Genomic DNA, 25,653 nt, shown 5'->3' with positions numbered 1-25,653 from the left:
GACCTGATGGCCAAGCTGTACTTCCGCTACGGAGCGATGAACAGCGGGAAGAGCACGTCGCTCCTGCAGGCCGCGCACAACTACGAGGAGCGCGGGCACCGGGTGCTGCTGGCCAAGCCGGCCGTCGACACGAAGGGCGAGGAGCTGATCGTGTCGCGGCTCGGCGTGACCCGTCCGGTGGACATCCTGTTCGAGCCCGACGGGGACCCGGTGGCCGTCTTCACCGCCGCCCGGGCCCGCGTGCTGGCCGAGTCGAAGCGCGACGTGAGTGCTCTGCTCGTCGACGAGGCGCAGTTCCTGCCGGAGTCGCACGTCGACGATCTGCTCCGGATCGCCATCCTCGAGAACGTGCCCGTCCTGGCGTACGGCATCCGCACGGACTTCCGCACCGCCGCGTTCCCGGGCAGCAGGCGGCTCCTGGAGATCGCCCACAGCCTCGAGGAGCTGAAGACGATCTGCCGGTGCGGGCGCAAAGCGATCTTCAACGGGCGCGTCGTGGACGGCCGCTTCGTCTTCGACGGCGATCAGGTCGCGATCGACGGAACGGCGGTCACCTACGAGTCGCTGTGCGGCGCGTGCTACCTCCAGGAGAGTCGCGGCCGGCTCCGCGGCTGACCGGTCGAGCGTTCCTCACCGGTGCGACACCCCTCCGAAACGAGGAAGTGGGTAGCCTGACGACGTGACAACACCGGAAACGGAATTACGCCTTTCGAAGCAGCAGGAAAGGTCGGGGGAAACGATGACGGCGCAAGGGGCACCGCTGAGGCGTCGGCCGTCGTGGGAGCAGGACTACCGGCGACGGCTGCTCATCACGGACGTCGTCGCGATCGTCCTCTCCGTCTTCGGCACGCAGCTCTTCTGGTTCGACCTGAACCTGAACTCGGACCTGGGGTTCAAGAACCCCGCCGACATCGCGGTCAGCTACACCTGGGTGTCCGTCGCCCTGTCGGTCGGCTGGCTCCTCGCCCTCCAGGTCTTCGACACGCGCGACCGCCGGATCGTCGGCACCGGCTACGTCGAGTACCGCCGCGTCGTCGACGCCTCCATCTGGCTCTTCGGCATCGTCGCGATCATCGCCTACCTGCTCCAGATCCTGCTCGCGCGCGGCTACATCATCACGGCGTTCCCCGCCGGGATCGTGCTGATCTGCGTCGGCCGCCTGGTCTGGCGCTCCTGGCTCACCCGGCAGCGCCGGGCGGGCCGCTTCTCGAGCCAGGTCGTGCTCCTCGGCTCCCGCGCGAGCGTCCTGCACACCGCGCGCGAGCTGCGTCGCGGCACCGAGGCCGGCTACAAGCTCGTCGGCGCCGTCTCGACCTCGGTCGGCGGTGCGGACGCGCTGCGGAGCGAGCAGGAGCTCTCGGGCCTCGCGGTCCACGGGTTCACCGGGATCGACGGCGTCCGCGCCGTGATGGACGCCACCGGTGCCGACACGGTGGTCGTCACGAGCTCCGACGAGCTGGCGCCGCAGCGGATCCGCGAGCTGAGCTGGACGCTCGAGCCCGGGCGCGAGCACCTCGTCGTGGCGCCGAGCCTCACCGACATCGGCGGTCCGCGCATCCACACCCGCCCCGTCGCGGGCCTTCCGCTGATCCACGTCGAGACCCCGCGCTTCGACGGCCGCCAGCGGTTCGCCAAGCGGCTCTTCGACATCCTCGCGTCGACCATGCTGATCATCCTCAGCGCGCCGGTGCTCGTCGTCGTCGCCGTGCTGGTCAAGGTCACCAGCCCCGGGCCCGTGCTCTTCCGGCAGGAGCGCATCGGCCTGAACGGCGCGACCTTCGAGATGCTGAAGTTCCGCTCTATGGTCGTCGACGCGGAGGCGCGACTGGCGGCTCTCGCGTCGCAGCAGCGTGCGGAGGGGAACTCGATCCTCTTCAAGATGGCGAAGGACCCGCGCGTCACCCGGGTGGGCGCGATCCTCCGGCGCTTCAGCCTCGACGAGCTGCCCCAGTTCCTGAACGTCTTCCGCGGCGACATGTCCCTGATCGGCCCCCGCCCGCCGCTGGCCCGCGAGGTCGAGCAGTACGAGGAGCACGTGCACCGCCGCTTCCTGATGAAGCCGGGCATCACCGGGCTCTGGCAAGTCAGCGGACGCTCGAACCTCTCGTGGGAGGACACCGTCCGCCTCGACCTGTACTACGTCGAGAACTGGTCGATGACCGGCGACATCGTCATCCTCTTCAAGACCGCGCGCGCCGTCCTCGCCCGCGACGGGGCGTACTGATCGCCGGGGGGAGGGGCGCCGAGCCCCGCACCCTGTCCGTCTCGGTCCTCGGGACCCCGTTCCGCGTGGTCTTCGGACGCGGCGTCGGCGACGAGGACGCGGCGCGCATCGCCGACAGCTGGGCGGCCTGCGCGTCCGAGCCCGACGCGGGAGCACGCGACGTCCTCGCCGAGGTGGGGCACGACCCCTCCGTCCCGGTCGACGGCTCGCCCCGGGTCTCGAGCGCCACGCTCGCGCAGCTCGAGGAGTCCCTGACCTCGACCCTGACCCTCGAGGCGATCGGCGCCAGGCGCGCCGACCTGCTGATGCTCCACGCCTGCGGGATCTCCGACGAGTCCGGCCGCGTGCTGGCCTTCGTCGCCGCCTCCGGGACCGGCAAGACCACCATCGCCCGGACGCTCGGGTCCCGCTTCGGCTACGTCACCGACGAGACGGTCGGCGTGACCCTGGAGGGGCGCGTCCTGCCCTATCCCAAGCCGCTGTCGGTGAAGCCGCTGACCGGATCGGCGCCGAAGGCGCAGCTGGCCCCCGGGTCGCTCGCCCTCCGACCGGTCCCGGAGGAGCCCCTGCGTCTGGCGGGCGTCCTCCTGCTCGAGCGCCGCGACGGCGTCGGGACGCCCTTCCTCGAGCACGTCGACCCGGTCGACGCGATCGAGGACCTGGTGCCGCAGACCTCGTACCTCTCGGCCCGACCGCGGCCGATCGCCGATCTCGTCCGCACCCTCTCGGCGCTGGGCGGCGTCCGGCGACTGGTCTACTCCGAGGCCGCGAGCGTGGTGCACCTGGTCGAGGAGGTCTTCGCGTCCCTCGGCGCCGAGGCCCCGTCCGCCTGGTCCGAGGTGGTCTCCGTGCAGCTCGACGCTGTGGGCGAGGCCCTGCCCGGCACCGTCCTGCGCACCCCTGCGGACGACGCGGTGGAGCTCGCCGACGGCCAGCTGCTCGTGTTCTGCGGCGGCACCCTCGTGCGCCTGTCCGGCATCGGCCCGACGATCTGGCGCCACGCCGGCCGGGGCTCCGATCTGCCCGGTCTCGTCGCCGCGGTGCTCGAGGAGGCGGGCCCGCCGCCCGCCGGCGTCGATGCGGCAGCGGTCGTCGAGTCCGCCCTGGTCGAGCTCGAGGGCCTCGGAGTGATCACGAGAGGGACTCCGCCGCAGCCCACCCCCGACGGGTGGCACGGTTGACGCGCCTGGCGCCGAGGGCGCGGAAGCGCTGTGTCAGAATTCGGAAGAACCCGTCTCCGGCGCCCGCCGCGTGATCCGTACCAGCGAAGGAAATCTGACTCTGTGGAACTTCGAGACGTCCTCCGGCTCCTGCGCGACCACTGGATCCCGATCGTCGCGGCGATCCTCCTCGGCACTCTCGTCGCCTTCGGCTGGTCGCTGACGCAGAAGCCGCGGTACGTCGCCGACTCGCAGGGCCTCGTCTCCGTCGCCACCACCGGTGCCGACGACAGCCAGGCGATCTACACGCAGCAGATCGCGCAGTCCGTCGCCAAGTCGAGCCTCGCCACCTACGTCCCGATCGCCACCTCGCGCGACGTGGCGCAGATCGCGATCGACAGCCTCGGCCTCGACGTCTCGCCCGCCACGCTGATCTCGGCGATCGCGGTGCAGGCCGACACGGTCGCCCCGGTGATGAAGGTCAGCGCCACCGCCTCCACCCCCGAGGGCGCGCAGAAGCTCGCCGATGCCTGGGTCGCGGCCATCGCCACCAAGGTGCAGCAGGTCAACCAGGAGACGGGCGTCGGCGACACGGTCTCCCTCACCGTCCTGCAGACCGCGGCGCTCCCGTCCTCGCCGGCGTTCCCGAACCTGCGCCTCGTCCTCGCGGTCGGCGCGCTCGCGGGCCTCGTCCTCGGCCTCGTCTACGCGTTCGTCCGCAACACGCTGGACCGGCGCATCCGCACCGCCGAGATGGTCGAGCGCCTGTTCGACCTCCCCGTGGTCGGCACCCTCCCCGTCGACAAGCGCCTCAGCGAGACCAACCGCATCGTCCCCGAGGCCGACACGACCGACTACATCAAGGCCGACGGCAAGCACGCACTCGCCGAGGCGCTGCGCGAGCTCCGCACGAACCTGCAGTTCATGAACATCGACAGCCCGCCGCGCATCATCGTCGTGACGAGCCCGCTGCCCTCGGACGGCAAGTCGACGGTGACCGCGAACCTCGCGGTGACGCTCGCCGCCTCCGGCCAGCGCACCGTCGTCGTCGACGGCGACCTGCGCAAGCCCACCGTCGCCAAGTCGTTCGGCCTCGTCCCCGGCGTCGGCCTGACCGACCTGTTGATCGGCAAGGCGGAGCTGCAGGACGTCCTGCAGCCGTGGGGCCCGTCCGGCAACCTCTGGGTGCTCGGAGCCGGGTCGATCCCGCCTAACCCGTCCGAGCTGCTCGGCTCCAACGGCATGGACATCCTCCTGCACGAGATCGCTCGCGAGGCCATCGTGATCGTCGATGCGCCGCCGCTCCTGCCCGTCACGGACGGCGCCATCCTCACCGCCCGCACCGACGGCGCGCTCGTGGTCATCTCCGCGGGCAGGACGACGACCGACGAGCTGGGCAAGGCGATCCAGAACCTCGAGCGGGTCAGCGGCCACACCCTCGGCGTGATCCTCAACCGCGTGCCCGCGCGCGGCCAGGTCGGCCGGGGCTACGGGTACTACTACACGAGCTACTACGGCTCCGAGCGATCGGGCGCCCGCCCGGACACGGCCGTCGAGCCCGAGCCCGCGTCGACCTCGGCCTGAGCGCCCCGCGATGATCTTCCCGGGAGACGACTCCGCCCGCCCCGCCCGCCGGAGCTGGCGACCGGACGAACCGGTCGCCGCCTCCGCCGCCCCCGTCTTCACCGTGCTCTCGGTCTGCACCGGCAACATCTGCCGGTCGCCGATAGCGGAGCAGCTGCTGCGCGCCGCACTCGCCGACGCGACATCACCCGCGGGAGGTCCGCTCTTCGCGTTCACGAGCGCCGGAGTGAGGACGCGCGACGGACTGCCGATGGACCCGGTCTCGGCCCGCTTCTCGGCTCAGCACGGGGGAGACCCGGCCGCGCACACGAGCGCGGTGCTCGGCGACGCGATCGTCGGCGACGCCGACCTCCTGCTCACGATGACGCGCGACCACCTGGTCGACGCCTCCCGGCGCTTCCCGTCGCTCCTCCTCCGCGGCTTCACGCTGCTCGAGTTCGCCCGCGTGCTGCCGTTCGTGCTGCGGGAGGTGCCGCTGCCGACGGTCGAGGACCCCGCCGCGCGGCTCCGCGCCGTCGTGCGGCTCGCCGCCGCCCACCGCGGGCGCGCCCCGCGGGGCGAGGGCGGCGACGACATCGAGGACCCGATCGGCCGCAGCGAGGCCGTGCACGAGCGCGTGGCGGCGCAGATCGCGGCGGCTGTCGCCGACGTCTCCCGTGATCTGAGAGCATTGGCGCGGCGGTAGTCGCGCGTCCGCGGGCGCGCTGACGCCTCGCCGCATCGCATCGCTCCTCCTCACCGTCGCGACCGCGACACGAACCCGCCACGATTCGGAGAACCCCTGTGAAGCTTTCTGTCATCGGCTGCGGCTACCTCGGTGCCGTCCACGCTGCCGCCATGGCCGAGCTCGGCCACGACGTCATCGGCATCGACGTCGACCAGAAGAAGATCGACGCCCTGGCCGCCGGCACCGCGCCGTTCTTCGAGCCCGGCCTCCCGGAGCTGCTGTCCTCCGGCGTCGCCTCCGGGCGTCTGCGCTTCTCGACCGACATGGCCGACGCCGCCGGTGCGGCCGTGCACTTCGTCGCCGTCGGCACCCCGCAGAAGCCGGGCGAGAACGCCGCGGACATGACCTACGTCGACTCGGCGATCGACGGTCTCCTGCCCTACCTCGAGGCGGACTCCCTCGTCGTCGGCAAGTCGACCGTCCCCGTCGGCACCGCCGCCCGCCTGGCCGACCGCATCGCCTCCTCCGGTGCGACCCTCGCCTGGAACCCCGAGTTCCTCCGCGAGGGCTTCGCCGTCAAGGACACGATCAGCCCCGACCGGCTCGTCTACGGCGTGCCCGCGGGCGAGGCCGGAGCAGCGGCGAAGGCGACCCTCGACGAGGTCTACGCGACGGCGCTCGCGGCCGAGACCCCGCTCGTGGTCACCGACTACGCCACCGCCGAGCTGGTGAAGGTCTCGGCCAACGCCTTCCTCGCCACCAAGATCTCGTTCATCAACGCGATCGCCGAGATCGCGGAGGTCACCGGCGCGGACGTCACGCAGCTCGCCGACGCGATCGGCTACGACGTGCGGATCGGCCGCCGCTTCCTGAACGCGGGCATCGGCTTCGGAGGCGGCTGCCTCCCGAAGGACATCCGAGCCTTCTCTGCCCGCGCCGACGAGCTCGGCGTCGGCGAGTCCGTCGCCTTCCTCAAGGAGGTCGACGCGATCAACCTGCGTCGCCGCCAGCGCGTCGTCGACCTCGTCACCGAGGGCCTGGGCGGCTCCGTCGAGGGCCGCCGCATCGCGGTGCTCGGTCTGGCGTTCAAGCCGGAGTCGGACGACATCCGCGACTCGCCGTCGCTCGACGTCGCCGCGCGCCTGCACGACCTCGGTGCGACCGTGGTCGCGACCGACCCCGAGGCGATCGAGAACTCGCGCCGCCGCTACCCCGAGATCACCTACACGACCGACGTCGACGAGGCGCTGGCCGGTGCCGACGCCGTGGTCGTCGTGACGGAGTGGAAGCAGTTCCGCGCCCTCGACCCCGCGGCCACGGCGGCGAAGGTGGCCAACACCTTCCTCGTCGACGGTCGCAACTGCCTCGACCCCGCCGCCTGGCGTGCGGCCGGCTGGGAGTACCGCGGCCTCGGCCGCTGACGCGGCAGAGCCGTCGTCTCAGCGGACGCGGCTCGGCTGATCCGCCACGACGCCGGAGGTGCCGCGGAGGGGGATGTGCGCGAAGGCGTCGTCCCACTCCGCCGCCCTCCGGCGTCGTCGTGCGCGGACGACCATCCGGAGCAGGACGCCGGCGACCGCGCCGACGAGGGCGCCGGAGGTGTTCATCACGACGTCGTCGACGGTGGCGAAGCGCGCCGAGAGGAAGAGCAGCTGGCCCGCCTCGATGAGCGAGCTCACGACGGCGCCGACGGCGACGGCGACCCACGCCCTCCGGAGCCGCAGGTTGAGGGCCAGGAGCAGCCCCAGGGGCACGAACAGGGCGATGTTGGCAGTCGACTCGATGAACGCGTAGTCGACCATCGGGAGGCCGTGCCGGGCGAACCAGGAGGTCACTCGGCCGAGATCCCCCCGCACTCCCGCATCGACGGGCGTCGGCCAGAAGGCGATCGCTGCGAGCGCGACCACGTAGGGCACGCTGATGGCGAGGGTGAGGCGGGTGAGCGACCGGGTCACGGTGCTCCTCTCGTCGGTCGTCGGGCGGGGGCGGCGACGACGGCGGAAGAACAGTCTCGCTCCCGGCTGCTGGGATCGGGCCGGGAGGCGCGGGGGAGTGGGCTGGAGGCACGCCCGTGCGCAGGACGCTTGGCGCGCCGACAGGGGTGCTCGAGCCGGAGAGCGCGGGGCGGTGATCGCGCCGGCTCCGTCGTCGACCAGGCTCCGGCCCGGGCGAGCATCCGCCTGTGGGCGAGCCCCGCCACAGCAGAATTCCGAGAACGCCCCGGGAACGACGAAGCCCGGCCGGATCATCGATCCTGGCCGGGCTTCTCACCGGTCGGGGTAGCGGGATTCGAACCCACGACCTCCTCGTCCCGAACGAGGCGCGCTACCAAGCTGCGCCACACCCCGGTGTGCTCATCACGGAGAACCGCTCACGAGCCTCGACAATAGTAGCCGATTTCCGGACCGCCGTCGGACACCCCTCGTCAGGCCGCCGGAGTGAGCGTGACGAGGGTCACCTCGGGCCGGCAGGCGAAGCGCACCGGTGCGTAGATCGAGGTGCCGACTCCGGCGGACACGTTGAGGTACGAGCTGCGCAGTCCGTTGTCCCACGTCGTCGAGCCGGCGACCTTGTCGCGCGGGATGTCGCAGTTGGTGACGAGGGCGCCGAAGCCCGGGACGCAGACCTGCCCGCCGTGCGTGTGCCCGGCGAGGATCACCTCGGCGCCGCGGGCGACGAAGTCGTCGAGGATGCGCTGGTAGGGCGCGTGCGCCACGCCGATGCTGACCCCGGCCGGTCCGTCCTCCGCGCCGCGCAGCTCGTCCACGGCTCCGGCGACGAGGTCGATGCGGTCGAGGCCGATGTGCGGGTCGTCGACGCCGAAGAACTCGATGCGCGTCCCCTTCACCGTGATGCTCTCGGCGCGGTTGTTGAGGTCCACCCAGCCGAGCCCGTCCGAGAAGAAGCCGGTCAGCCCGTCGGTGTCGAGATCGGCCTCGTGCTGCTTGGGGTTCTTGGAGGGGCCGACGAAGTAGCGGAGCGGGTTCTTGATCCGAGGGCCGAAGTAGTCGTTGGATCCGTTGACGAAGGCGCCGGGGATCCCGGCGAAGGGCTCCAGGGCCCGGCGGATGCCGAGCACGCCGTCGCGGTGGCCGAGGTTGTCGCCGGTGTCGACCACGACGTCGGGCGCCAGGGCGAGGAGCGAGCGGATCCACTCCTGCTTCTTCGTCTGCCACGGGGCCATGTGCAGGTCCGACACGTGCAGGACGCGGATCGGCTCGGAACCGGCGGGCAGCACCGGGAACGACGTGCGCCGGACGGTGAACAGCGTCCGCTCGACGCCGATGCCCCAGGCCGCGGCGACGGCTCCGGCCGCGGCGACGGTCGCGAGGGCGGTGGTGAGGGGGCGACGGGTGCGTCCGGTCATGGGTCCTTCTCTCGCACGTCGGCCGCGAGCGCGGCCGCGTTCATTCTGCCGGACGCTCCCTCGGGAGCAGCCGGGGGTGCAGGGGCTCAGCCCGCGCGGGGCGGGGCGCCCGGTCCGGCGCTGATCTGCAGGGTGATCTCCGCGCCCCGGGAGACGCGCGACCCGGCGGGCGGGTTCGTCTGCGCGACCGTCCCTGCCGGGCGGTCGGAGGGGACCGGAGAAGTGTCGACGCGGACCGTGAAGCCGACGGAGCGCAGGCGTGCGGCCGCCGCAGAGGGGCTCTGGCCGGTGACCTGGGGCACGGCCTCCTGCGGAGCGTCGACGAGCGAGCGGACGGGAGCCGGGAACGCCGTCCCGCCGTACTTCGCGTCGGCGACGCGCATGATGCGCGGCCAGATCTGGTGGCGCACCTGACCGGCGTTCACCCGGTTGAGACTGAATCCGCGCATGGAGGTGAAGCCGGTCACGTTGCCGACCCAGGTGGCGGTGGCGACCTCGGTGCTCGCGCCGACCATCCACGTGTGCAGCGCGTCGTCCGTGGTGCCGGTCTTGCCGATGTGCGGCACCCCGGTGCGGGGGTTGGAGGGGGCGCCGGTGCCGCCCGTCACCACCTGCTGCAGGGCGTAGCCAGCGGTCGCGGCCACCTCCTCGGACATCCCCTGGCTGCACTCGGAGGCGGGCGGCGCGACGTCGGCGCCCGTGCGGTCGACGATGCGGTCGATCGCGATGGGCGTGCAGACGGTGCCCTTGTTCGCGAAGCCGGCGAAGGCCGTGGCCATCGTGAGCGGAGCGATCTCGTTGGTGCCGAGGATGGTCGGCGCGAGCTTCTGCAGCTCGGTCCCGTCGGCACGGTGCACGCCCATCGCCAGCGCCGTGTTGCGGATGCCGCAGAGGTCCAGCTGCTGGGCCATGGCGGCGAACGAGGTGTTGATCGAGCCGGTCGTGGCCTGCAGGGCCGTGGTCACTCCTCCGTTGCCGCCCTCGTCGTTCCCGGGGTTCCAGGACTCGCCGTAGTAGACGCCGTCGGGCTCGCAGCTGTCACGGAAGGTCGTGTAGGCGCGGCGGGTGCCGTCGACGCTCTCGCCGAGCGAGTGCCCCTCCTGCAGCCACTCCGCGAGGGTGAAGACCTTGTAGGTCGAACCGACCTGGAATCCCGAGGAGCCGCCGTACCCGAAGTCGGTGTTGTAGTTGACGCTCGTGTAGTTGGGGCCCGTCAGGTCCGGATCGTTGGAGTAGTCCTTGTTCTGGGTCATCGCGAGGATGCGGCCGGTGCCGACCTCGACCGAGACGCTCGCGCTGCCGATGTTCACGTTCGCCATCGACTTGGGCACCCAGTCGTCGGTGGCCGAGACGGCGGCCTGCTGCAGGTCGGAGTCGAGGGTCGTGTAGATCCGGTAGCCGCCGCGCTTGAAGGTGGCGTCGCGCTCGTCCTGGCTCGCACCGAACGCGTCGTCGTTCTTGATGACCCAGGTGACGTAGTCGCAGAAGAAGGCCGCGACTCCGGCCGTCTGGCAGCCGGTGCTCGGCTCGGTGATGTTCGGCGTCACGGGCTCGGCGACGGCCGCCTGGGCCTGCTCGGACGTCACCTTCGACTCGAGGTCCATGCGGGTCACGATGTAGTCGCGCCGGTCCCGGGTCTGCGGGTAGCCCTCCGCGGCGGGGTTCGCCGGGTCGCCGGGCCGGTCGAAGCGGAACTTCTCGGGGTTGTTCACGATCGCGACGAGCGCGGCGGACTGCGCGAGCGAGAGGTCCTTCGCGCTCACTCCGAAGTAGTAGCGGGCGGCCGCCTCGACGCCGTAGACGGTGCCGCCGAACAGGGCGATGTTGAGGTAGCCCAGCAGGATGTCGTTCTTCGGGTACTCCTTCTCGAGCCCGATGGCGAGCCGCATCTCGGCGACCTTGCGCTCCGGAGTGGTCTCCGTGGCCTCGCGGTAGGCCGCGTCGCGCTCGATCGGATCGCTGAGCGCCTCCGCCTTCTGCACGAGCACGTTCTTGACGTACTGCTGCGTGATGGAGGAGCCGCCCTGGACGTCCCCGCCCATGGCCGTCGTCGCGGCCGCGCGGACGGTGCCGAGCAGATCGATGCCGCCGTGCTCGTAGAAGCGGGGGTCCTCGGAGGCGACCACGGCGTCCTTCACGAACGGCGAGATCTCGTCCCAGCCCACCTCGACGCGGTTCTGGGCGTAGAAGGAGGCGAGCAGCACGTCGCCGCCGGAGGAGTCCTTCGCGTACACGTCGCTCTTCTCGGCGAGCGTGCCGATCTCGAGGTACTCGGGGAGGTTGTCGAACATCTCCACCGTGTTGCCGGCGGCCATGCCGCTCAGCGCGATCGCCGGCGTCACCGAGGCGGCCACCAGGACTCCCGCGACGACGCTCATGGCGACGATGCCGATCAGACCGCCGACGGCGCCCCCGATGGTCTTCACGACTCTGGTCCCGCCCTGCCCCGACATAGAATCAGCGTAGTCGCCGCGCTCGGACGAGCCGCGGCGCTCATCCCGCCGACGCGCGGCGCTCAGCAGTCGTCCCGCACCGGCCGCACCCGAGGAGAGCCATGTCCGTCCCGCGCTGGGAGTACATCACCACCCCGCTGATGATCCACAACACCACGGCGATCCTGAACACCTGGGGATCCGAGGGCTGGGAGCTGGTCCAGATCGTGACCGGTCCCGAGGGCGGCCTCGTCGCGTACCTCAAGCGCCCCGTCGCCGAGGCCGGCGCGTGATCGCCGAGCGTCTCGCGGAGCTCGGCGTCGAGCTGCCGGCGGTCGCGGTCCCCGCCGGCGCCTACGTCCCCGCCGTCGTGCACGGCGGCCTCGTCTACACGGCCGGGCAGATCCCCTTCGTCGACGGCTCTCTGCCGATGGTCGGCAAGGTCGGCGACGAGGTGTCGCCCGAGCAGGCGAAGGACCTGGCCCGCACCTGCGCCCTCAACGCGCTCGCGGCCGTCGCCGACGCGATCGGATCGCTCGACCGGGTGACGCGGATCGTGAAGCTCACCGGCTTCGTCGCGTCCGCCTCCGGCTTCACCGGGCAGCCCGGCGTGATCAACGGCGCCTCGGAGCTGCTCGGCGACGTGTTCGGCGAGCCCGGCCGTCACGCGCGCTCGGCCGTCGGGGTGGCGGAGCTGCCCCTCGGCGCTCCCGTCGAGGTCGAGCTGATCGTCGCCTTCGACTGACGCACCGCCCCCTCCGGCCCACGCGGCGGGAGGGGGCAGCGCCCGGTCAGTCCGCGGCGATCGCGGAGGAGATCACCGCCATCACCTGCGTGTCCGCGAGCGTCGTCGTGTCGCCCACGGCGCGTCCCTCCGCCACGTCGCGCAGCAGCCGGCGCATGATCTTCCCCGAGCGGGTCTTGGGCAGCTCCTGCACCACGAAGATCCGCTTCGGGCGGGCGATCGCGCCGATGTGCTCGGCGACGTGCGCCTTCAGGGTGGCCTCGAGCTCGTCGTGCCCGTGGGCCAGCGCCTCGGCCTGGCTCGCCTTCGCGATCACGAACGCGACCACGGCCTGGCCGGTGGTCTCGTCCGCGGCTCCCACGACGGCCGCCTCGGCGACGACCGGGTGCGAGACGAGGGCCGACTCGATCTCGGCCGTCGAGAGGCGGTGGCCGGAGACGTTCATCACGTCGTCCACGCGCCCCAGGAGCCAGAGGTCGCCGTCCTGGTCGCGACGCGCTCCGTCGCCCGCGAAGTAGCGGTCGCCGAACTTCGACCAGTAGGTCTCGACGTAGCGCTCCGGGTCGCCCCAGATGCCGCGCAGCATCGCCGGCCAGGGCTCGGTGATCACGAGCAGTCCGCCCTCGTCGGCGCCGACCGGCGTCCCGGCGTCGTCGACCACGTCGATCGAGATCCCCGGCAGAGCGACCTGCGCGGACCCGGGCTTGAGAGTCGTCACCCCGGGCAGGGGGGACACCATCATCGCGCCGGTCTCGGTCTGCCACCACGTGTCGACGATGGGGGTGCGGCCGCCGCCGATGACGTCGCGGTACCAGACCCACGCCTCCGGGTTGATCGGCTCGCCGACCGATCCGAGCAGGCGCAGGCTCGAGAGGTCGAAGCGCTGCGGGATCTGCCGGCCGAGCTTCATGAAGGAGCGGATCGCCGTGGGCGCCGCGTAGAGGATCGTCACGCCGTGCTTCTCGACGATCTCCCACCAGCGGCCGGGATGCGGGCTGTCGGGAGTGCCCTCGTACATCACCTGGGTGGCGCCGTTGGCGAGCGGGCCGTAGACGACGTAGCTGTGTCCGGTGATCCAGCCCACGTCCGCGGTCGACCAGTAGACGTCCGACTCGGGGTGCAGGTCGAAGACCGCGCGGTGCGTGAAGGCGACCTGGGTGAGGTATCCGCCGCTGGTGTGGAGGATGCCCTTGGGCTTACCCGTGGTGCCGCTGGTGTAGAGGATGAAGAGGGGCTGCTCGGCGGGGAACGGCTTCGCGACGTGGTCGGCGTCGACCGCCACGATCTCCTCGTGCCACCAGAGGTCGCGCCCCTCGTGCCAGGCGACCTCGTTGCCTCCGCGGCGCACGACCAGGACGTGCTGGACGCTGGACTCGCCGCCGAGGGCGAGCGCGGCGTCGACCGCCGGCTTCAGGGGCGAGACGGCGCCCTTGCGCCAGCCGCCGTCGGCGGTGATGACGAGTGTCGCCTCCGCGTCGTCGATGCGCGCGCGCAGGCTCTCGGCGCTGAAGCCGCCGAAGACGACGGAGTGGACCGCCCCCAGCCGGGCGACGGCGAGCATCGCGATGACCGCCTCCGGGATCATGGGCAGGTAGATCGCGACGCGGTCGCCGGCGCGGACGCCGAGGCTCGTGAGCAGGTTCGCGGCGCGCTTCACCTCGGCGGTGAGCTCGGCGTAGGTGATCGAGCGGGAGTCGCCGGGCTCGCCCTCCCAGTGCAGGGCGACGCGGTCGCCGTGGCCGGCCAGGACGTGACGGTCGAGGCAGTTGTAGGCCACGTTCAGCTCACCGTCGTCGAACCACTTCGCGAACGGGGGCTCGCTCCAGTCGAGGGTGCGCGTGAACGGTCGGTGCCAGTGCAGGAGCTCGCGGCTCCGGTCGGCCCAGAAGGCGAGGCGGTCGGCCGCGGCCTCGTCGTAGAGCGCGGCGGTCGCGACCGCTCCGGCGGCGAGATCGGCCGGCGGCGGGAACCGGCGGGTCTCGTGGAGGAGGTTGTCGATGGCGTTCCGGTCGGCGGCCGGGGCGTCGGGGGGAGTGGACATCTGCGATTCGCTCCTTCGCGAGTGAGACGTTCGCCGGCCCGCGCGGTCGGCGTCGCACCACCGTAGCGCCCGCCTCCAGCGCGGATCACCGAGCGCGGCAAGCTGGGTGCGGGGCCGGTGTCGGATAAGAGTCCGCAGAGAACAGGATCCGGGCTTGGCGAATCGCGATCCGTCCCCTACAGTTGCATACGGCCGAATGAACTTCGGCCCAGCGGCGCAAGTGATTCCCCCCAATCCAGCGCCGCCGAGGCGGCACCTGTTCCCCCCAATGGGTGCCGCCCCCTTCTTCCCGCCGGATCCGGCGGAGGGACGCCCCCGCTCGAGCCCTGCTCGCGGGGGCGTTTCCGCGTTGCCGGGTCGTCTCCTCGTCGACCGGGCTTCTCTGCGCCGTGGGGCCCCTCCTCGGAGCGGCTCCCTGCCCAGAGCCCCGGGCCGCCCCTGCGCGCGCGTCCGGCCCGGGTCGTTCCTCCACAGGCGCCGACGCGGGCGTCTCTCCTCCGATCGGGCAGGGAGCGCCCCGGCGCGCGGAACGGGCTCCTAGCGTGCCGGGATGACCCGCGACTTCGTCCCCCTCGTCCCCGCCGAGCACCGCCGCGACCCGCTGCCGGTGCGGCCCGCCGCCGCCGGTCTCGGGCTGCTCGCGCCGCACGCCGCGGATCCCGCGGTGACCGACCTCTTCGTGAACGGCGGCGCGGGCCTCTGGATCGACCGGGGCGGTGGTGCGGAGCGGGTTCCGGAGTGGACGCTCGACGCCGCCGGAGCACGGCGGCTGGCCGTCGCGCTGGTCGCGGCCGGTGGACGGCACGTCGACGAGGCGAGCCCGTGCGTGGACGTCAGGCTCCGCCACGGGGTCCGCGTGCACGTCGTGCTGCCGCCGGTGGCGACCGGGGGAGCGCTCGTGTCGGTGCGGGTGCCGCGGTCGGACTCCTGGACGCTCGGGGAGCTGCAGGCGGCCGGGATGCTGGACGACGACGGAGTGCGGCTTCTGCGCCGGGCGGTCCGCGAGCGGTGGAACCTGCTGATCACGGGAGCCGGTGGATCAGGCAAGACCACCCTGCTCGGCGCCCTGCTCGGGTGCGCGGCGCCGACCGAGCGGATCGTCGCCATCGAGGACGTCGGCGAGCTCCGGCCCGCGCATCCGCACGTCGTCTCGCTCGAGGCGCGGCAGCCCAACCTCGAGGGCGCCGGTGCCGTGGGCCTGGACCGGCTCGTGCGGGAGGCGCTGCGGATGCGTCCGGACCGCCTGGTCCTCGGCGAGTGCCGCGGCGTCGAGCTGCGCGAGCTGCTGTCCGCGCTGAACACCGGGCACGACGGCGGTGCGGGGACCCTCCACGCGAACTCCCTCGAGGACGTGCCCGCGCGTCTCGAGGCGCTCGGGGTCCTCGCGGGGCTCGGGCCCGAGGCGATCGCCCGCCAGACGGTCAGCGCGATCGACCTGGTGCTCCACCTCGAGCGCCGCGACGGGCGGCGGCGGCTGGCGGCATCCGGGACGTTCGCGCTCGACGCGGCCGGCCGCCTGAGGGTCGAGGACGGGTCGCTCCCGAGCGCCTCGAGGTCGAGCGCGTGACGGGCCGCGACGGGCTGGACGAGGTCGCGGCCGTCGTGCACCGACTGGCCGTCCTCCTCGCGGCGGGAGTGGCTCCCGCGTCGGCCCTCGGGCATCTCGCGGGGGCGGAGGGGGCGGACAGCGGGGACGCGCGGCGGCGGCGACTGCTCCGGGCGGTGTCGGAGGAGGCCGGCCGCGGGGGCGACGTGACGGAGGCGCTGCTGCGCGGGACGCCGGTTTCGCGGCGGAGCGGCTCGGAGCGGAAGCGGCCGCGACGGCGAGCGCCGGACACCGGTGAGGCGACCGCGTGGGCGGCGCTGGCCGCCGCGTGGCGGGTGGCCGCCGACTCCGGCGCGCCGGTCGCCGCCGCTCTCGGCGAGCTGGCGGAGTCCCTGCGCGAGCTGGCGCGCGCCCGCCGGGACATCGAGGTGGCTCTGGCCGGTCCCTCCGCCACCGGGAGGGTCGTGAGCGCGTTGCCGCTGGCGGCGCTGGGTCTGGGGGCACTGCTGGGCTTCGACGTGGTCGGCGTGCTCCTCGGGACGGTGCCCGGTGCGGTCTGCCTGGTCGGGGGAGCCGGGTTGATGGCGGCCGCGCACGCGTGGACGCGGCGCCTCGTCCGAGGCGCGGCCCCGGCCGATCCGGCGCCCGGGCTCGCGCTCGACCTCCTCTCGGTGGCGCTGGCCGGTGGCGGCTCGATCGAGTCGTCGCGCGCCCGGGTCGTGGCGGCGCTCGCCGAGTGCGGGCTCGACTCGGGCGAGCGCGTGCTCTCCGACGCGGACCCGGTGCTCGCCCTCTCCGCGGCGGCGGGCGTGCCGGCCGGACGCCTGCTCCGGAGCGAGGCGGCTCTGGTCCGGGCACGGGCGTCCTCCGGGGCGCGGGAGCGAGCCGCTCGGCTCGGCGTGACCCTGATGCTGCCGCTCGGGATCTGCGTGCTGCCGGCGTTCCTGCTGCTCGGAGTGGCTCCGATGGTCGTCTCGGTGCTGCTCTCGACGTTCTCGGTGGCGGCGTGACGCGGTCGACCGCTCCTCCACAGGGGCGGGATCGGGAGGCGTCTCCACGGATCGGCCGGAGGGTCGATCGGTGGGATCGGGAGTCAGCGATCCTCGGAGGAGGGGCACGGAGCGGGGCGGAACGGAGCAGGACGGATGAGAAGTGACACGGCGATCAGCGGCGGGGGAGTCTCCCGGAGTCGAGGACTCGGTAGGAGCAGGGATGCGGGAAGTGGTGTGCCCGGAACGAGCCGGGGCTCGAGGAGCGGCGGAGGTGCGGCGTCCGGCGGAGGAACGGGCATCGACGTCTCCGCGGGGCGCGTCGAGTGGCGCCGACCCGGGTGGGGAGGTCTCGGCGCTCTGGGCGACGAGGAGGGGTCGGCGACGGCGGAGTACGCGATCGCGACGATGGCCGCGGTCGGTTTCGCCGGGCTGCTGGTGGTCATCCTCAAGGGCGACGAGGTGCGGAGCATCCTGACCGACCTGGTGACCCGCGCGCTCACCGCGGCGGGATGAGAGGCCTTCCGCTGCTGCGCGGGCGGCTCGTCCAGGAGGAGGGCTCGGCCACTGCCGAGCTCGCGCTCGTGCTCCCGGCGGTGGTCGCGGTGCTGGCGCTGTGCCTGGGGTCGGTGGCGGCCTCGGCGCAGTACGTCCGGCTCGTCGACGCGGCCGCCGACGCGGCCCGGTCCGCGGCCCGGGGCGACGACCCCCGCGCGCCGCTCGCCCGGGTGACGGGGGCGTCGCTCACGGCGGGGGAGCAGGACGGACTGGTCTGCGTCGACGTCGCGGCCCGGCTGCGCCCGCTCCCGGCGGTGTCGCTCCCGGTCTCGGTCCGGTCCTGCGCGCTGGGCGGGGGCGGATGATCCGCCGGCTCCCCGGGGCTGTCCGCGACCGGGAGGAGGGATCGGCCGCGGTCGTGGCGATCGGAGTCGTCGCGGGCACGATCCTGGTGACGGCCGCCGTCCTCGCCGGCTGCGCAGGAGTCGTCGGGCACCAGCGAGCGGTCGCCGCCGCGGACGCCTCGTCTCTGGCAGCGGCCGACGTCGCCTCCGGCCTGCTGGCCGGGGATCCGTGCGGACGTGCCGCCGCCGTGGCCCGCGCGAACGGCGCCGAGCTCGTCCTCTGCGACGTCGACGGCGGCGTCGCGAGAACGGAGGCGGCCGTCGCCGCGGGTCCGCTCTCCCTCACGGCGCGGTCGAGGGCCGGCCCGCCGCCCTGAGGGCGGGGGCAGGAGCGGGCGTCGTCCGGACCGAGGTCCGGACGACGCCGCGGGAGCGCGTCAGTCGGAGGAGAGTCGCTGGTACCGGTACGCGGCGGCGGTCGGCAGGGCGCCCGCGCCCTCGTCGTGCTCGAGGCCGCCGGCGAGGAGGTAGATGTAGCGGGAGCCCGCCCTCGCCCCGGGGATCTCGAGGCGTGCGGCGGGGGCCTGATCGTCGCCGTATCCCCGGCGGAGGGTCTTGCCCTCCAGCGGTCCGTCGAGGAGCTTGGCCGTGTAGGCGGAGGTCGTGGTGGTGTGCGTCGTTACCATGCCTCATCATGCGCCGATCGGCGCCGCGCGTCACCCCCACCGACGGCAGGCCGGGCAGGCGGCTCCGAGGCCGTGTCCAGCGTCCTCCCGAGGTCCCCGTGTCCTCGGGAGGGGGCAGGACGTCCGGGGTCAGTGTGTATGGTGTGCCTGTCGGGCGCCCCCGCCGATGGGGACGCGTCGCCGTTCCCCGCACCACGTCGCCGCGCACCGTCTCCCCGCAGCAGGGGACGTCGGACCACTGGTCGTCCGACCCGACAGCACCAATCGAGGAGAACTGTGTCCGGCACGAAGAAGCTGGTGATCGTCGAGTCGCCGGCGAAAGCCAAGACCATCGCCCAGTACCTGGGCGACGGCTACGAGGTGCTCGCCTCCGTCGGGCACATCCGCGACCTCATCGAGCCGAAGAACCTCCCCCCGGAGCTGAAGAAGGGCCCGCTGGGCAAGTTCTCCGTCGACGTCGACAACGGCTTCGAGCCCTACTACGTCGTCTCCGACCAGAAGAAGAAGACGGTCGCCGACCTCAAGCGCGCGCTGAAGAACGCCGACGAGCTCTACCTCGCCACTGATGAGGACCGCGAGGGCGAGGCCATCGCGTGGCACCTCCTCGAGGAGCTCAAGCCCAAGGTCCCCGTGCACCGCATGGTCTTCCACGAGATCACGAAGGACGCGATCCAGAAGGCGCGCGACAACACCCGGGACATCGACACCTCCCTGGTCGACGCCCAGGAGACCCGCCGCATCCTCGACCGCCTCTACGGCTACGAGATCTCGCCCGTGCTGTGGCGCAAGGTCGGCCCCGGGCTCTCGGCCGGTCGAGTGCAGTCGGCCGCGACCCGCCTGGTGGTCGACCGCGAGCGGGAGCGCCTGGCGTTCGTGTCGGCGAGCTACTGGGACCTCGCCACCGTGCTCGCACCCGAGTCGGACGCCGCGGCGGGCTTCGACGCCCGCCTGGCGCGGCTCGACGGCAAGCGGATCGGAAGCGGCCGCGACTTCGACGACCGCGGTCAGCTGAAGGGCGACGTCACCGTCCTCGACGAGTCCACCGCCGGTGCCCTCGCCGAGGCGCTGCGCGACCCCGCCACCACGGTCCGGGTCTCGAACCTCGAGTCCAAGCCGTACTCGCGCCGCCCCGCCGCCCCGTTCACCACGTCCACGCTCCAGCAGGAGGCGGCGCGCAAGCTCCGCTTCTCGGCGCGCCAGACGATGAGCGTCGCGCAGTCGCTCTACGAGAACGGCTTCATCACCTACATGAGGACCGACTCGCCCGGGCTCTCGCAGCAGGCGCTGAACGCCGCACGCACCCAGGCCGCGTCCCTCTACGGAGCCGAGACCGTCCCGGACAAGCCCCGCCTGTACTCCGGCAAGAACAAGAACGCGCAGGAGGCGCACGAGGCCATCCGGCCCGCGGGCGAGACCTTCCGCACCCCGGACCAGCTCTCGGGCACCCTCCGCGGCAACGACCTCCGCCTCTACGAGCTCATCTGGAAGCGCACCGTCGCCTCGCAGATGGCCGACGCCAAGGGCTCGACCGCCACCGTGACGCTGCTCGCCGAGCCGGCCGGCGACGTCGCGAAGACCGCCGAGTTCACCGCCTCCGGAACCGTCATCACCTTCCGCGGATTCCTGCTCGCCTACGAGGAGGGGCGCGACGAGGAGCGTCACGGCGCCCGCGACGAGAAGGACGCCAAGCTGCCGGTGCTCGAGGTCGGCCAGAGCCTGGTCGTCGCCGAGGTCGAGGCCAAGGGCCACGAGACCTCGCCGCCCCCGCGCTACACGGAGGCGAGCCTGGTCAAGGCGCTCGAGGAGCTCGGCATCGGCCGGCCCTCGACCTACGCGTCGATCATCTCCACCATCGTCGACCGCGGCTACGTCACTCCGCGCGGCACCGCCCTCGTGCCCAACTGGATCGCCTTCTCGGTGGTCCGGCTGCTCGAGGACTTCTTCTCCGACCTGGTGGAGTACGACTTCACCGCCGAGATGGAGGGCGACCTCGACCGCATCGCCGGCGGCGAGGAGGACCGCGTCGCCTGGCTCAACCGCTTCTACTTCGGCGGAGGCACGCACCCCGGGCTCCGACACGTCGTGGACAACCTCGGCGAGATCGATGCGAAGAGCATCAACTCCGTCCGGATCACCGACGACATCACCCTGCGCATCGGCAAGTACGGCCCCTACCTCGAGGTGGCCCAGGAGGAGGGGCAGGAGACGCCGCGTCGCGTCAACCTGCCGCTCGAGCTGGCTCCCGACGAGCTCACGCCCGCCAAGGCGCAGGAGCTCGTCGACGCCCCGGTGCAGACCGACCGCGTGCTGGGAAGCAACCCCGACTCGGGCAAGACCGTCGTCGTCAAGGACGGGCGCTTCGGCCCCTACGTGACCGAGGTCGATCCGGAGCCGGAGACCGCGGCGGATCCCGCCACCGGGGAGGTCGTGGAGCCCGCGCCCGCGAAGCGCGGCGCGAAGAAGCCCGCTGTCGTGAAGCCGCGCACCTCCTCCCTCTTCAAGTCGATGGACGTCGCGTCGATCGACCTGGCGACGGCGCTGCGCCTGCTCGACCTGCCGCGCACGGTCGGCGACGACCCCGAGAGCGGCGAGCCGATCACGGCTCAGAACGGCCGGTACGGCCCGTACATCAAGAAGGGCACCGACAGCCGGTCGCTCACCAGCGAGGACCAGATCTTCGAGGTCGACCTGCCGACGGCGCTCGAGATCTTCGCCCAGCCGAAGTACGGGGCGCGACGCGCGTCGAGCGCGCTGAAGGAGTTCGAGGCGGACCCCGTCAGCGGCAAGCCGATCCGGATCCGCGACGGACGCTTCGGCGCCTACGTGACCGACGGCGAGACCAACGTCACGATCTCCAAGGGCCTCACGATCGAGGAGATCGACTTCGAGCAGGCGGTCCAGATGCTCGCCGACAAGCGCGCGAAGGGCCCGGCCAAGAAGGCTCCGGCCAAGCGCGCGCCGGCCAGGAAGCCCGCGGCCAAGACGACGGCGGCCAAGACGACGGCGGCCAAGACGACGGCGGCCAAGACGACGGCGGCCAAGACGACGGCGGCCAAGACGACGGCGGCCAAGACGACCGCGGCGAAGACGACGGCGGCCGCCAAGAAGACGACCGCAGCGAAGAAGCCCGCCGCGCCCCGCGCCACCGCCGCGAGCCGCGCGGCCGCGGCGGCCGCCGCCGAGACGTCGGACGCGACGGAGTCGTGACCGGGCTGTTCGTCACCCTCGAGGGCGGGGACGGCGCGGGCAAGACCACGCAGGCCCGGCTGCTCGAGCAGTGGCTGGGCACGCGGGGCGAGACCGTCGTCCGCACCCGCGAGCCCGGAGGCACCGACGTGGGCCTGCAGATCCGCGAGATCGTTCTGCACCACCGCGGCGAGATCGACCCGCGGGCCGAGGCCCTGCTCTACGCGGCGGACCGCGCCCAGCACATCGGGACGCTCGTGCGACCGGCGCTCGAGCGCGGCGAGGTCGTCGTGCAGGACCGCTACATCGACTCCTCCGTCGCCTACCAGGGAGCCGGACGGGTCCTCGACGCCGTCGAGGTCCGGCGGCTCTCGGAGTGGGCCACCCACGACCTGAGGCCCGACCTCACCGTCCTGCTCGACCTCGACCCCGCCGTCGCGCGGGGCCGGCTCGACGCGGCCCGCACCCGCTTCGACCGGCTGGAGGCCGAGAAGGCGGAGTTCCACGGGCGCGTGCGCGAGGCGTTCCTGACGATCGCCGAGACGGACGCCGAGCGCTTCCTCGTCGTGGACGCCGCTCTCCCCGTCGAGGAGATCGCGGCCGCGGTGCGGGAGCGGGTCGCCGTCCTCCTCGACGGCGCGTCGGCTGTCGGTGCTCGCGGTTAGCCTGGTGGCATGACCGTCTGGAGCCAGCTCGTCGGGCAGGAGCACGCCATCGGCGCCCTGCAGGACGCCTCGACGCCCCGGGACGACCGTGGCCGGGAGTCGTCGTCGATGACGCACTCCTGGCTCATCACCGGCCCTCCCGGGTCCGGCCGCTCGAACCTCGCCTACGCGTTCGCCTCCGCACTGCTCTGCCGCCACGGCGGCTGCGGGGAGTGCCCCGACTGCCGCCAGGTCGCCGCCCGCTCCCATCCCGACCTCGCCGTGCTGACGACCGAGCGCGTGATCATCTCGATCGACGAGGTGCGGCGGCTGGTCAGCAGCTCGCAGTACTCGCCCTCGGTGTCGCGCTACCGCGTCATGGTCATCGAGGACGCCGACCGGATGAGCGAGCGCACGTCCAACGTGCTGCTGAAGGCGCTCGAGGAGCCGCCGGAGCGCACGGTCTGGATCCTGTGCGCCCCGAGCGAGGCCGATCTGCTCCCCACCATCCGCTCCCGCGTCCGCTCCGTGCGGCTCCGCGTACCGAGCGTCGAGGACGTCGCCGGTCTCCTCGAGCGCCGCGACGGGGTCGACCCCGAGACCGCCGAGCGCGCCGCCCGCCAGGCTCAGAGCCACATCGGGATGGCGCACCGCCTGGCGACCGACGCGAACGCGCGCGAGCGCCGCGAGGAGACGCTCCGCATCGCCCTGCGCCTCCGCGGCGTCTCGGACGCGGTGCTCGGCGCGGCGCGGATGATCGAGGTCGCGACCGAGGACGCCAAGGCGATCACCCTCGAGCGCGACGAGGCCGAGCGGCAGCAGGCGCTGCGCTCGCTCGGCGTCGAGCCCGGGGGCACCGTGCCCGCGCAGCTCCGCTCGCAGCTGCGGGCGCTCGAGGAGGACCAGAAGCGACGCGCGACGCGGAGCCTCCGCGACGGCCTCGACCGGATCCTCGTCGACCTGCTCTCCCTCTACCGCGACGTGGTGCGCCTCCAGCTCGGAGCGCCCGGCGGCGTCATCAACGAGGAGGTCCGGACCGAGATGACCGCGCTCGCCGACGCGACTCCGCCCGACCGCACGCTCGCCGTCCTCGACGCGATCGCGACAGCCCGGCAGCGGATCGACGCGAACGTCTCCCCGGTCCTCGCTCTCGAGGCGCTGCTCGTCGTCGCGGCGCGCCGTCCGGTGGCCGCGTGAGGCGGGGGCGCCGGACGGCCGTCGTTCTCGCGCTCGTCGCGGCCGCGTCCCTCCTGACCGGCTGCTTCGCGCCCGGCCCGAGCGTCGACCGGACCTCCACCCCCTACCCGCAGACCGTCGACGACTCCCTGGAGCGCTACTACTCGCAGGTGCTGGTCTGGGACGACTGCGGTGACGGCGCTCTCTGCACCGACGCGACAGTCCCGCTCGACTGGGACGACCCCTCGGGAAAGACGGCGTCGATCGCCCTGGTGCGCCGACCCGCGACGAAGGGCCCGGCGATCGGCTCCCTGCTCGTGAATCCGGGCGGGCCGGGGGCGTCGGGCGTCGACTTCGTCCGCGACAGCGCCGACTACGCGGTCGACTCCGCGCTCGCCGCCCGGTACGACGTCGTCGGCTTCGATCCGCGCGGAGTGGGCGCCTCCACCGCGGTCTCCTGCCTCGACGCCGCGGGGCTCGACTCCTACCTCTACGACATCACGCCGGGGGAGCGGGGCAGCGACGAGTGGATCCAGGCGCAGCGCACGACCGCTGCCGCGTTCGCCGCCGCCTGCGAGGAGCGCAGCGGGCCGCTGCTGCCCGAGGTCGGCACCCCGAGCGCCGCCCGTGATCTCGACGTGCTGCGCGCGGCGCTCGGCGACGAGACGCTGCACTACCTCGGCTACTCCTACGGCACGTTCCTCGGAGCGACCTACGCCGGGCTGTTCCCGGACCGGGTCGGCCGCCTCGTCCTCGACGGCGCGATCGACCCGGCGGCCACCTCGTTCGACGTGGTGCGCGAGCAGGCGAAGGGGTTCGAGAGCGCACTGCGCGCCTACCTCGCCGACTGCCTCCGCTCGGACGACTGCCCGTTCACCGGCACCGTCGACGCGGGGATGGCCCAGCTGAAGCGCATGCTCGAGGACGTGGACGCCTCGCCGATCCGGGCCGCCGATGGCCGTGAGCTCGGCGCGAGCGCGCTGTTCACCGCGATCGTCTACCCGCTCTACGACGCCACGGCGTGGGGAGCGCTGAGCGAGATGCTGGCCGGCGTCCGCCGGGGCGACCCCGCGGTCGCGTTCCAGTACGCGGACGCCTACAACGGGCGCGACGCGGACGGCCGGTACGCGGACAACACCACCGAGGCGTTCCTCGCGATCAACTGCGTCGACTACTCCTACGACGCCGACACCGCCTCGATGCGCGCCGACGAGGCCGCTCTCGAGCAGGCCGCGCCGACGATCGGCCGCTACATGGCCTACGGCGACATCCTCTGCAGCGAGTGGCCGGCGGCCTTCGAGGGCTCCCGCGAGCCGATCACCGCGGAGGGCTCGGCGCCCATCCTGGTCGTGGGCACCACGAACGATCCCGCGACGCCCTACGTGTGGGCGCAGGCGCTCGCGGGCGAGCTCTCCGCCGGTCACCTGGTCACCTACGACGGCGAGGGCCACACGGCCTACAACAAGTCGACGTCCTGCGTGAACGACGCGGTCGACGCGTACCTGCTCGAGGGGACCGTCCCGGAGGTGGATCCGCAGTGCTGACCGAGCAGGAGCGGCCCCGCGAGCAGCAGCCCGGGCTCCGCGAGCGCAAGCGCCTGGCCACGCGGCGGGCGATCGAGATCGCCGTCCTCCGCCTGGCGAGCGAGCGCGGGCCGGAGCGGGTGACCATCGAGGACGTCTCGCGCGCCGCCGACGTCTCCACGCGCACCTTCTTCAACTACTTCGCCTCGAAGGAGGACGCGCTGGTCGGCGGGCTCCCGGTCATCGCCGACGAGACGGCGGCGGCGTTCGTCGCGGGCCGGGGCGCCGTGCTCGAGGACCTGCAGCGGGTCTTCGTCGCCGCGATGGAGGAGCCGCTCGAGGAGGACCGGGAGCTGCACGTCCTCCGCCGCGCGCTCTTCCGCGAGCACCCGCATCTGGTCGGTCTGAAGATCGCGGGCATGCGCGAGTTCGAGCTCGCGGTCGAGGGGCTCGTCGCCGAGCGTCTCGGCCAGGAGGACGACGACGCGGAGCGGGTGCGCAGCCGGGCGCGGATGCTGACGCTCCTCGGGCTCGCCGCCGTCCGCCACGCCTGGGCGGCCTGGGTCGATCACGACGGCCGGGAGGCCCTGCCCGGACGCATCGCCCGCTCCTTCGAGGAGCTCCGCGGCGCGCTCGCCTGAGCCGAGCGCGGCGGTCGCCGCCGCTGTCGCGGAGCCTCTGCTCGACCGCGCCGTCCTGATTCACGCCCGGGGGCGCGAGCAGGCTATGCTGTGTAATCGTGTCCGGGGCTCAGGCCCCGCGTGCACGCCGCCTTAGCTCAGTCGGCAGAGCGTCTCACTCGTAATGAGAAGGTCGTGGGTTCGATTCCCACAGGCGGCTC

The 25,653-nt window shown here is 72.9% G+C and carries 23 protein-coding genes and 2 tRNA genes; 19 read left to right on the top strand and 6 right to left on the bottom strand.

Annotated features, from left to right (window positions below; all coding sequences use genetic code 11):
• Positions 1-6 precede the first annotated feature (6 nt).
• From GTU71_RS07870 to GTU71_RS07845, 6 genes are all read left to right on the top strand, one after another.
• Positions 7-615 (top strand): thymidine kinase, encoded by a 609-nt coding sequence (locus tag GTU71_RS07870; protein WP_104227256.1) that lies wholly within the window; start codon positions 7-9, stop codon positions 613-615.
• Positions 616-739: 124 nt separating this feature from the next.
• Positions 740-2,224, top strand: a complete 1,485-nt coding sequence (locus GTU71_RS07865) for a sugar transferase (protein WP_104222171.1) — start codon at positions 740-742, stop codon at positions 2,222-2,224.
• 65 nt (positions 2,225-2,289) lie between these two features.
• Positions 2,290-3,405 (top strand): hypothetical protein, encoded by a 1,116-nt coding sequence (locus tag GTU71_RS07860; protein ID WP_159939612.1) that lies wholly within the window; start codon positions 2,290-2,292, stop codon positions 3,403-3,405.
• 102 nt (positions 3,406-3,507) lie between these two features.
• A complete protein-coding gene (locus tag GTU71_RS07855; RefSeq protein WP_159939611.1) occupies positions 3,508-4,968 on the top strand; it encodes a polysaccharide biosynthesis tyrosine autokinase in 1,461 nt (486 codons plus the stop codon).
• A 10-nt stretch (positions 4,969-4,978) separates the two neighbouring features.
• A complete protein-coding gene (locus tag GTU71_RS07850; RefSeq protein ID WP_159939610.1) occupies positions 4,979-5,653 on the top strand; it encodes a hypothetical protein in 675 nt (224 codons plus the stop codon).
• A 98-nt stretch (positions 5,654-5,751) separates the two neighbouring features.
• Positions 5,752-7,056 (top strand): UDP-glucose/GDP-mannose dehydrogenase family protein, encoded by a 1,305-nt coding sequence (locus GTU71_RS07845; RefSeq protein ID WP_104222179.1) that lies wholly within the window; start codon positions 5,752-5,754, stop codon positions 7,054-7,056.
• A gap of 18 nt (positions 7,057-7,074) precedes the next feature.
• Here the strand turns inward: GTU71_RS07845 and GTU71_RS16430 are convergent, their stop codons facing one another.
• The 4 genes from GTU71_RS16430 to GTU71_RS07825 form a co-directional block, all read right to left on the bottom strand.
• Positions 7,075-7,590 (bottom strand): VanZ family protein, encoded by a 516-nt coding sequence (locus GTU71_RS16430; RefSeq protein WP_244230667.1) that lies wholly within the window; start codon positions 7,588-7,590, stop codon positions 7,075-7,077.
• Between the two features lie 319 nt (positions 7,591-7,909).
• Positions 7,910-7,983: transfer RNA gene (locus GTU71_RS07835), tRNA-Pro, on the bottom strand.
• A gap of 77 nt (positions 7,984-8,060) precedes the next feature.
• Positions 8,061-9,002 carry a metallophosphoesterase gene (locus GTU71_RS07830; protein ID WP_104222183.1) on the bottom strand — a complete coding sequence of 314 codons (942 nt, stop codon included), beginning with the start codon at positions 9,000-9,002 and terminating at the stop codon, positions 8,061-8,063.
• Between the two features lie 86 nt (positions 9,003-9,088).
• Positions 9,089-11,455: a transglycosylase domain-containing protein gene (locus tag GTU71_RS07825; protein WP_104233738.1), complete on the bottom strand. Its 2,367-nt coding sequence runs from the start codon at positions 11,453-11,455 to the stop codon at positions 9,089-9,091.
• A 101-nt stretch (positions 11,456-11,556) separates the two neighbouring features.
• On the opposite strand from GTU71_RS07825, the gene GTU71_RS16205 reads away from it, so the two are divergent.
• Together GTU71_RS16205 and GTU71_RS07820 are read left to right on the top strand one after the other, a co-directional pair.
• Entirely contained in the window at positions 11,557-11,727 is a 171-nt protein-coding gene (locus GTU71_RS16205) for a hypothetical protein (RefSeq protein WP_164861113.1), read from the top strand.
• Complete coding sequence (locus GTU71_RS07820) at positions 11,724-12,179, top strand: RidA family protein (protein ID WP_208543619.1); 456 nt, start codon at positions 11,724-11,726, stop codon at positions 12,177-12,179. Before GTU71_RS16205 ends, GTU71_RS07820 begins: the two co-directional genes overlap by 4 nt.
• 46 nt (positions 12,180-12,225) lie before the next feature.
• Here the strand turns inward: GTU71_RS07820 and acs are convergent, their stop codons facing one another.
• A complete protein-coding gene (acs, locus tag GTU71_RS07815) occupies positions 12,226-14,220 on the bottom strand; it encodes an acetate--CoA ligase (RefSeq protein WP_104222187.1) in 1,995 nt (664 codons plus the stop codon).
• A gap of 550 nt (positions 14,221-14,770) precedes the next feature.
• On the opposite strand from acs, the gene GTU71_RS07810 reads away from it, so the two are divergent.
• The 5 genes from GTU71_RS07810 to GTU71_RS07790 all read left to right on the top strand — a co-directional run bounded on the left by GTU71_RS07810 (position 14,771) and on the right by GTU71_RS07790 (position 17,974).
• Positions 14,771-15,787 carry a TadA family conjugal transfer-associated ATPase gene (locus GTU71_RS07810; RefSeq protein ID WP_104233736.1) on the top strand — a complete coding sequence of 339 codons (1,017 nt, stop codon included), beginning with the start codon at positions 14,771-14,773 and terminating at the stop codon, positions 15,785-15,787.
• A complete protein-coding gene (locus GTU71_RS07805; protein ID WP_159939608.1) occupies positions 15,784-16,776 on the top strand; it encodes a type II secretion system F family protein in 993 nt (330 codons plus the stop codon). Before GTU71_RS07810 ends, GTU71_RS07805 begins: the two co-directional genes overlap by 4 nt.
• 216 nt (positions 16,777-16,992) lie before the next feature.
• The gene (locus GTU71_RS07800; RefSeq protein WP_244229600.1) at positions 16,993-17,271 is read left to right on the top strand and encodes a DUF4244 domain-containing protein; all 279 of its coding nucleotides are present in this window, start codon (positions 16,993-16,995) and stop codon (positions 17,269-17,271) included.
• A complete protein-coding gene (locus tag GTU71_RS07795; protein ID WP_104222193.1) occupies positions 17,268-17,618 on the top strand; it encodes a TadE family type IV pilus minor pilin in 351 nt (116 codons plus the stop codon). Before GTU71_RS07800 ends, GTU71_RS07795 begins: the two co-directional genes overlap by 4 nt.
• A complete protein-coding gene (locus GTU71_RS07790; RefSeq protein WP_104222195.1) occupies positions 17,615-17,974 on the top strand; it encodes an Rv3654c family TadE-like protein in 360 nt (119 codons plus the stop codon). The genes GTU71_RS07795 and GTU71_RS07790 overlap by 4 nt, the downstream gene beginning before the upstream one ends.
• 60 nt (positions 17,975-18,034) lie before the next feature.
• Here GTU71_RS07790 and GTU71_RS07785 read toward each other — a convergent pair whose 3' ends face one another.
• Positions 18,035-18,283 (bottom strand): hypothetical protein, encoded by a 249-nt coding sequence (locus GTU71_RS07785; protein WP_159939607.1) that lies wholly within the window; start codon positions 18,281-18,283, stop codon positions 18,035-18,037.
• A 276-nt stretch (positions 18,284-18,559) separates the two neighbouring features.
• Between GTU71_RS07785 and topA the strand changes: the two genes are divergently transcribed.
• The 6 genes from topA to GTU71_RS07755 all read left to right on the top strand — a co-directional run bounded on the left by topA (position 18,560) and on the right by GTU71_RS07755 (position 25,652).
• Positions 18,560-21,490, top strand: a complete 2,931-nt coding sequence (topA, locus tag GTU71_RS07780) for a type I DNA topoisomerase (RefSeq protein ID WP_159939606.1) — start codon at positions 18,560-18,562, stop codon at positions 21,488-21,490.
• The gene (gene tmk / locus GTU71_RS07775; RefSeq protein WP_159939605.1) at positions 21,487-22,134 is read left to right on the top strand and encodes a dTMP kinase; all 648 of its coding nucleotides are present in this window, start codon (positions 21,487-21,489) and stop codon (positions 22,132-22,134) included. The genes topA and tmk overlap by 4 nt, the downstream gene beginning before the upstream one ends.
• Before the next feature lie 9 nt (positions 22,135-22,143).
• The gene (locus tag GTU71_RS07770; protein ID WP_104222203.1) at positions 22,144-23,310 is read left to right on the top strand and encodes a DNA polymerase III subunit delta'; all 1,167 of its coding nucleotides are present in this window, start codon (positions 22,144-22,146) and stop codon (positions 23,308-23,310) included.
• Positions 23,307-24,833 (top strand): alpha/beta hydrolase, encoded by a 1,527-nt coding sequence (locus tag GTU71_RS07765; RefSeq protein ID WP_159939604.1) that lies wholly within the window; start codon positions 23,307-23,309, stop codon positions 24,831-24,833. The genes GTU71_RS07770 and GTU71_RS07765 overlap by 4 nt, the downstream gene beginning before the upstream one ends.
• Entirely contained in the window at positions 24,827-25,453 is a 627-nt protein-coding gene (locus GTU71_RS07760; protein WP_159939603.1) for a TetR/AcrR family transcriptional regulator, read from the top strand. Before GTU71_RS07765 ends, GTU71_RS07760 begins: the two co-directional genes overlap by 7 nt.
• Before the next feature lie 126 nt (positions 25,454-25,579).
• Positions 25,580-25,652, top strand: a tRNA-Thr gene (locus GTU71_RS07755).
• Position 25,653 lies beyond the last annotated feature (1 nt).

The sequence above is a fragment of the Rathayibacter sp. VKM Ac-2762 genome (assembly GCF_009866585.1).
Taxonomy (GTDB): domain Bacteria; phylum Actinomycetota; class Actinomycetes; order Actinomycetales; family Microbacteriaceae; genus Rathayibacter.
The sequence above is the reverse complement of the archived record's forward strand: the minus strand, read 5'-3'. Positions and strand labels throughout refer to the sequence as shown.

What these genes read in the sequence shown, in the direction of transcription:
- GTU71_RS07870 (WP_104227256.1), top strand. Translation starts at nt 7, where the DNA reads ATGGCCAAGCTGTACTTCCGCTACGGAGCGATGAACAGCGGGAAGAGC.
- GTU71_RS07810 (WP_104233736.1), top strand. Translation starts at nt 14,771, where the DNA reads ATGACCCGCGACTTCGTCCCCCTCGTCCCCGCCGAGCACCGCCGCGAC.
- GTU71_RS07785 (WP_159939607.1), bottom strand. Translation starts at nt 18,283, where the DNA reads ATGGTAACGACGCACACCACCACGACCTCCGCCTACACGGCCAAGCTC.
- GTU71_RS07770 (WP_104222203.1), top strand. Translation starts at nt 22,144, where the DNA reads ATGACCGTCTGGAGCCAGCTCGTCGGGCAGGAGCACGCCATCGGCGCC.
- GTU71_RS16205 (WP_164861113.1), top strand. Translation starts at nt 11,557, where the DNA reads ATGTCCGTCCCGCGCTGGGAGTACATCACCACCCCGCTGATGATCCAC.
- GTU71_RS07865 (WP_104222171.1), top strand. Translation starts at nt 740, where the DNA reads ATGACGGCGCAAGGGGCACCGCTGAGGCGTCGGCCGTCGTGGGAGCAG.
- acs (WP_104222187.1), bottom strand. Translation starts at nt 14,220, where the DNA reads ATGTCCACTCCCCCCGACGCCCCGGCCGCCGACCGGAACGCCATCGAC.
- GTU71_RS07790 (WP_104222195.1), top strand. Translation starts at nt 17,615, where the DNA reads ATGATCCGCCGGCTCCCCGGGGCTGTCCGCGACCGGGAGGAGGGATCG.
- GTU71_RS07850 (WP_159939610.1), top strand. Translation starts at nt 4,979, where the DNA reads ATGATCTTCCCGGGAGACGACTCCGCCCGCCCCGCCCGCCGGAGCTGG.
- GTU71_RS07795 (WP_104222193.1), top strand. Translation starts at nt 17,268, where the DNA reads ATGAGAGGCCTTCCGCTGCTGCGCGGGCGGCTCGTCCAGGAGGAGGGC.
- GTU71_RS07830 (WP_104222183.1), bottom strand. Translation starts at nt 9,002, where the DNA reads ATGACCGGACGCACCCGTCGCCCCCTCACCACCGCCCTCGCGACCGTC.
- GTU71_RS07825 (WP_104233738.1), bottom strand. Translation starts at nt 11,455, where the DNA reads ATGTCGGGGCAGGGCGGGACCAGAGTCGTGAAGACCATCGGGGGCGCC.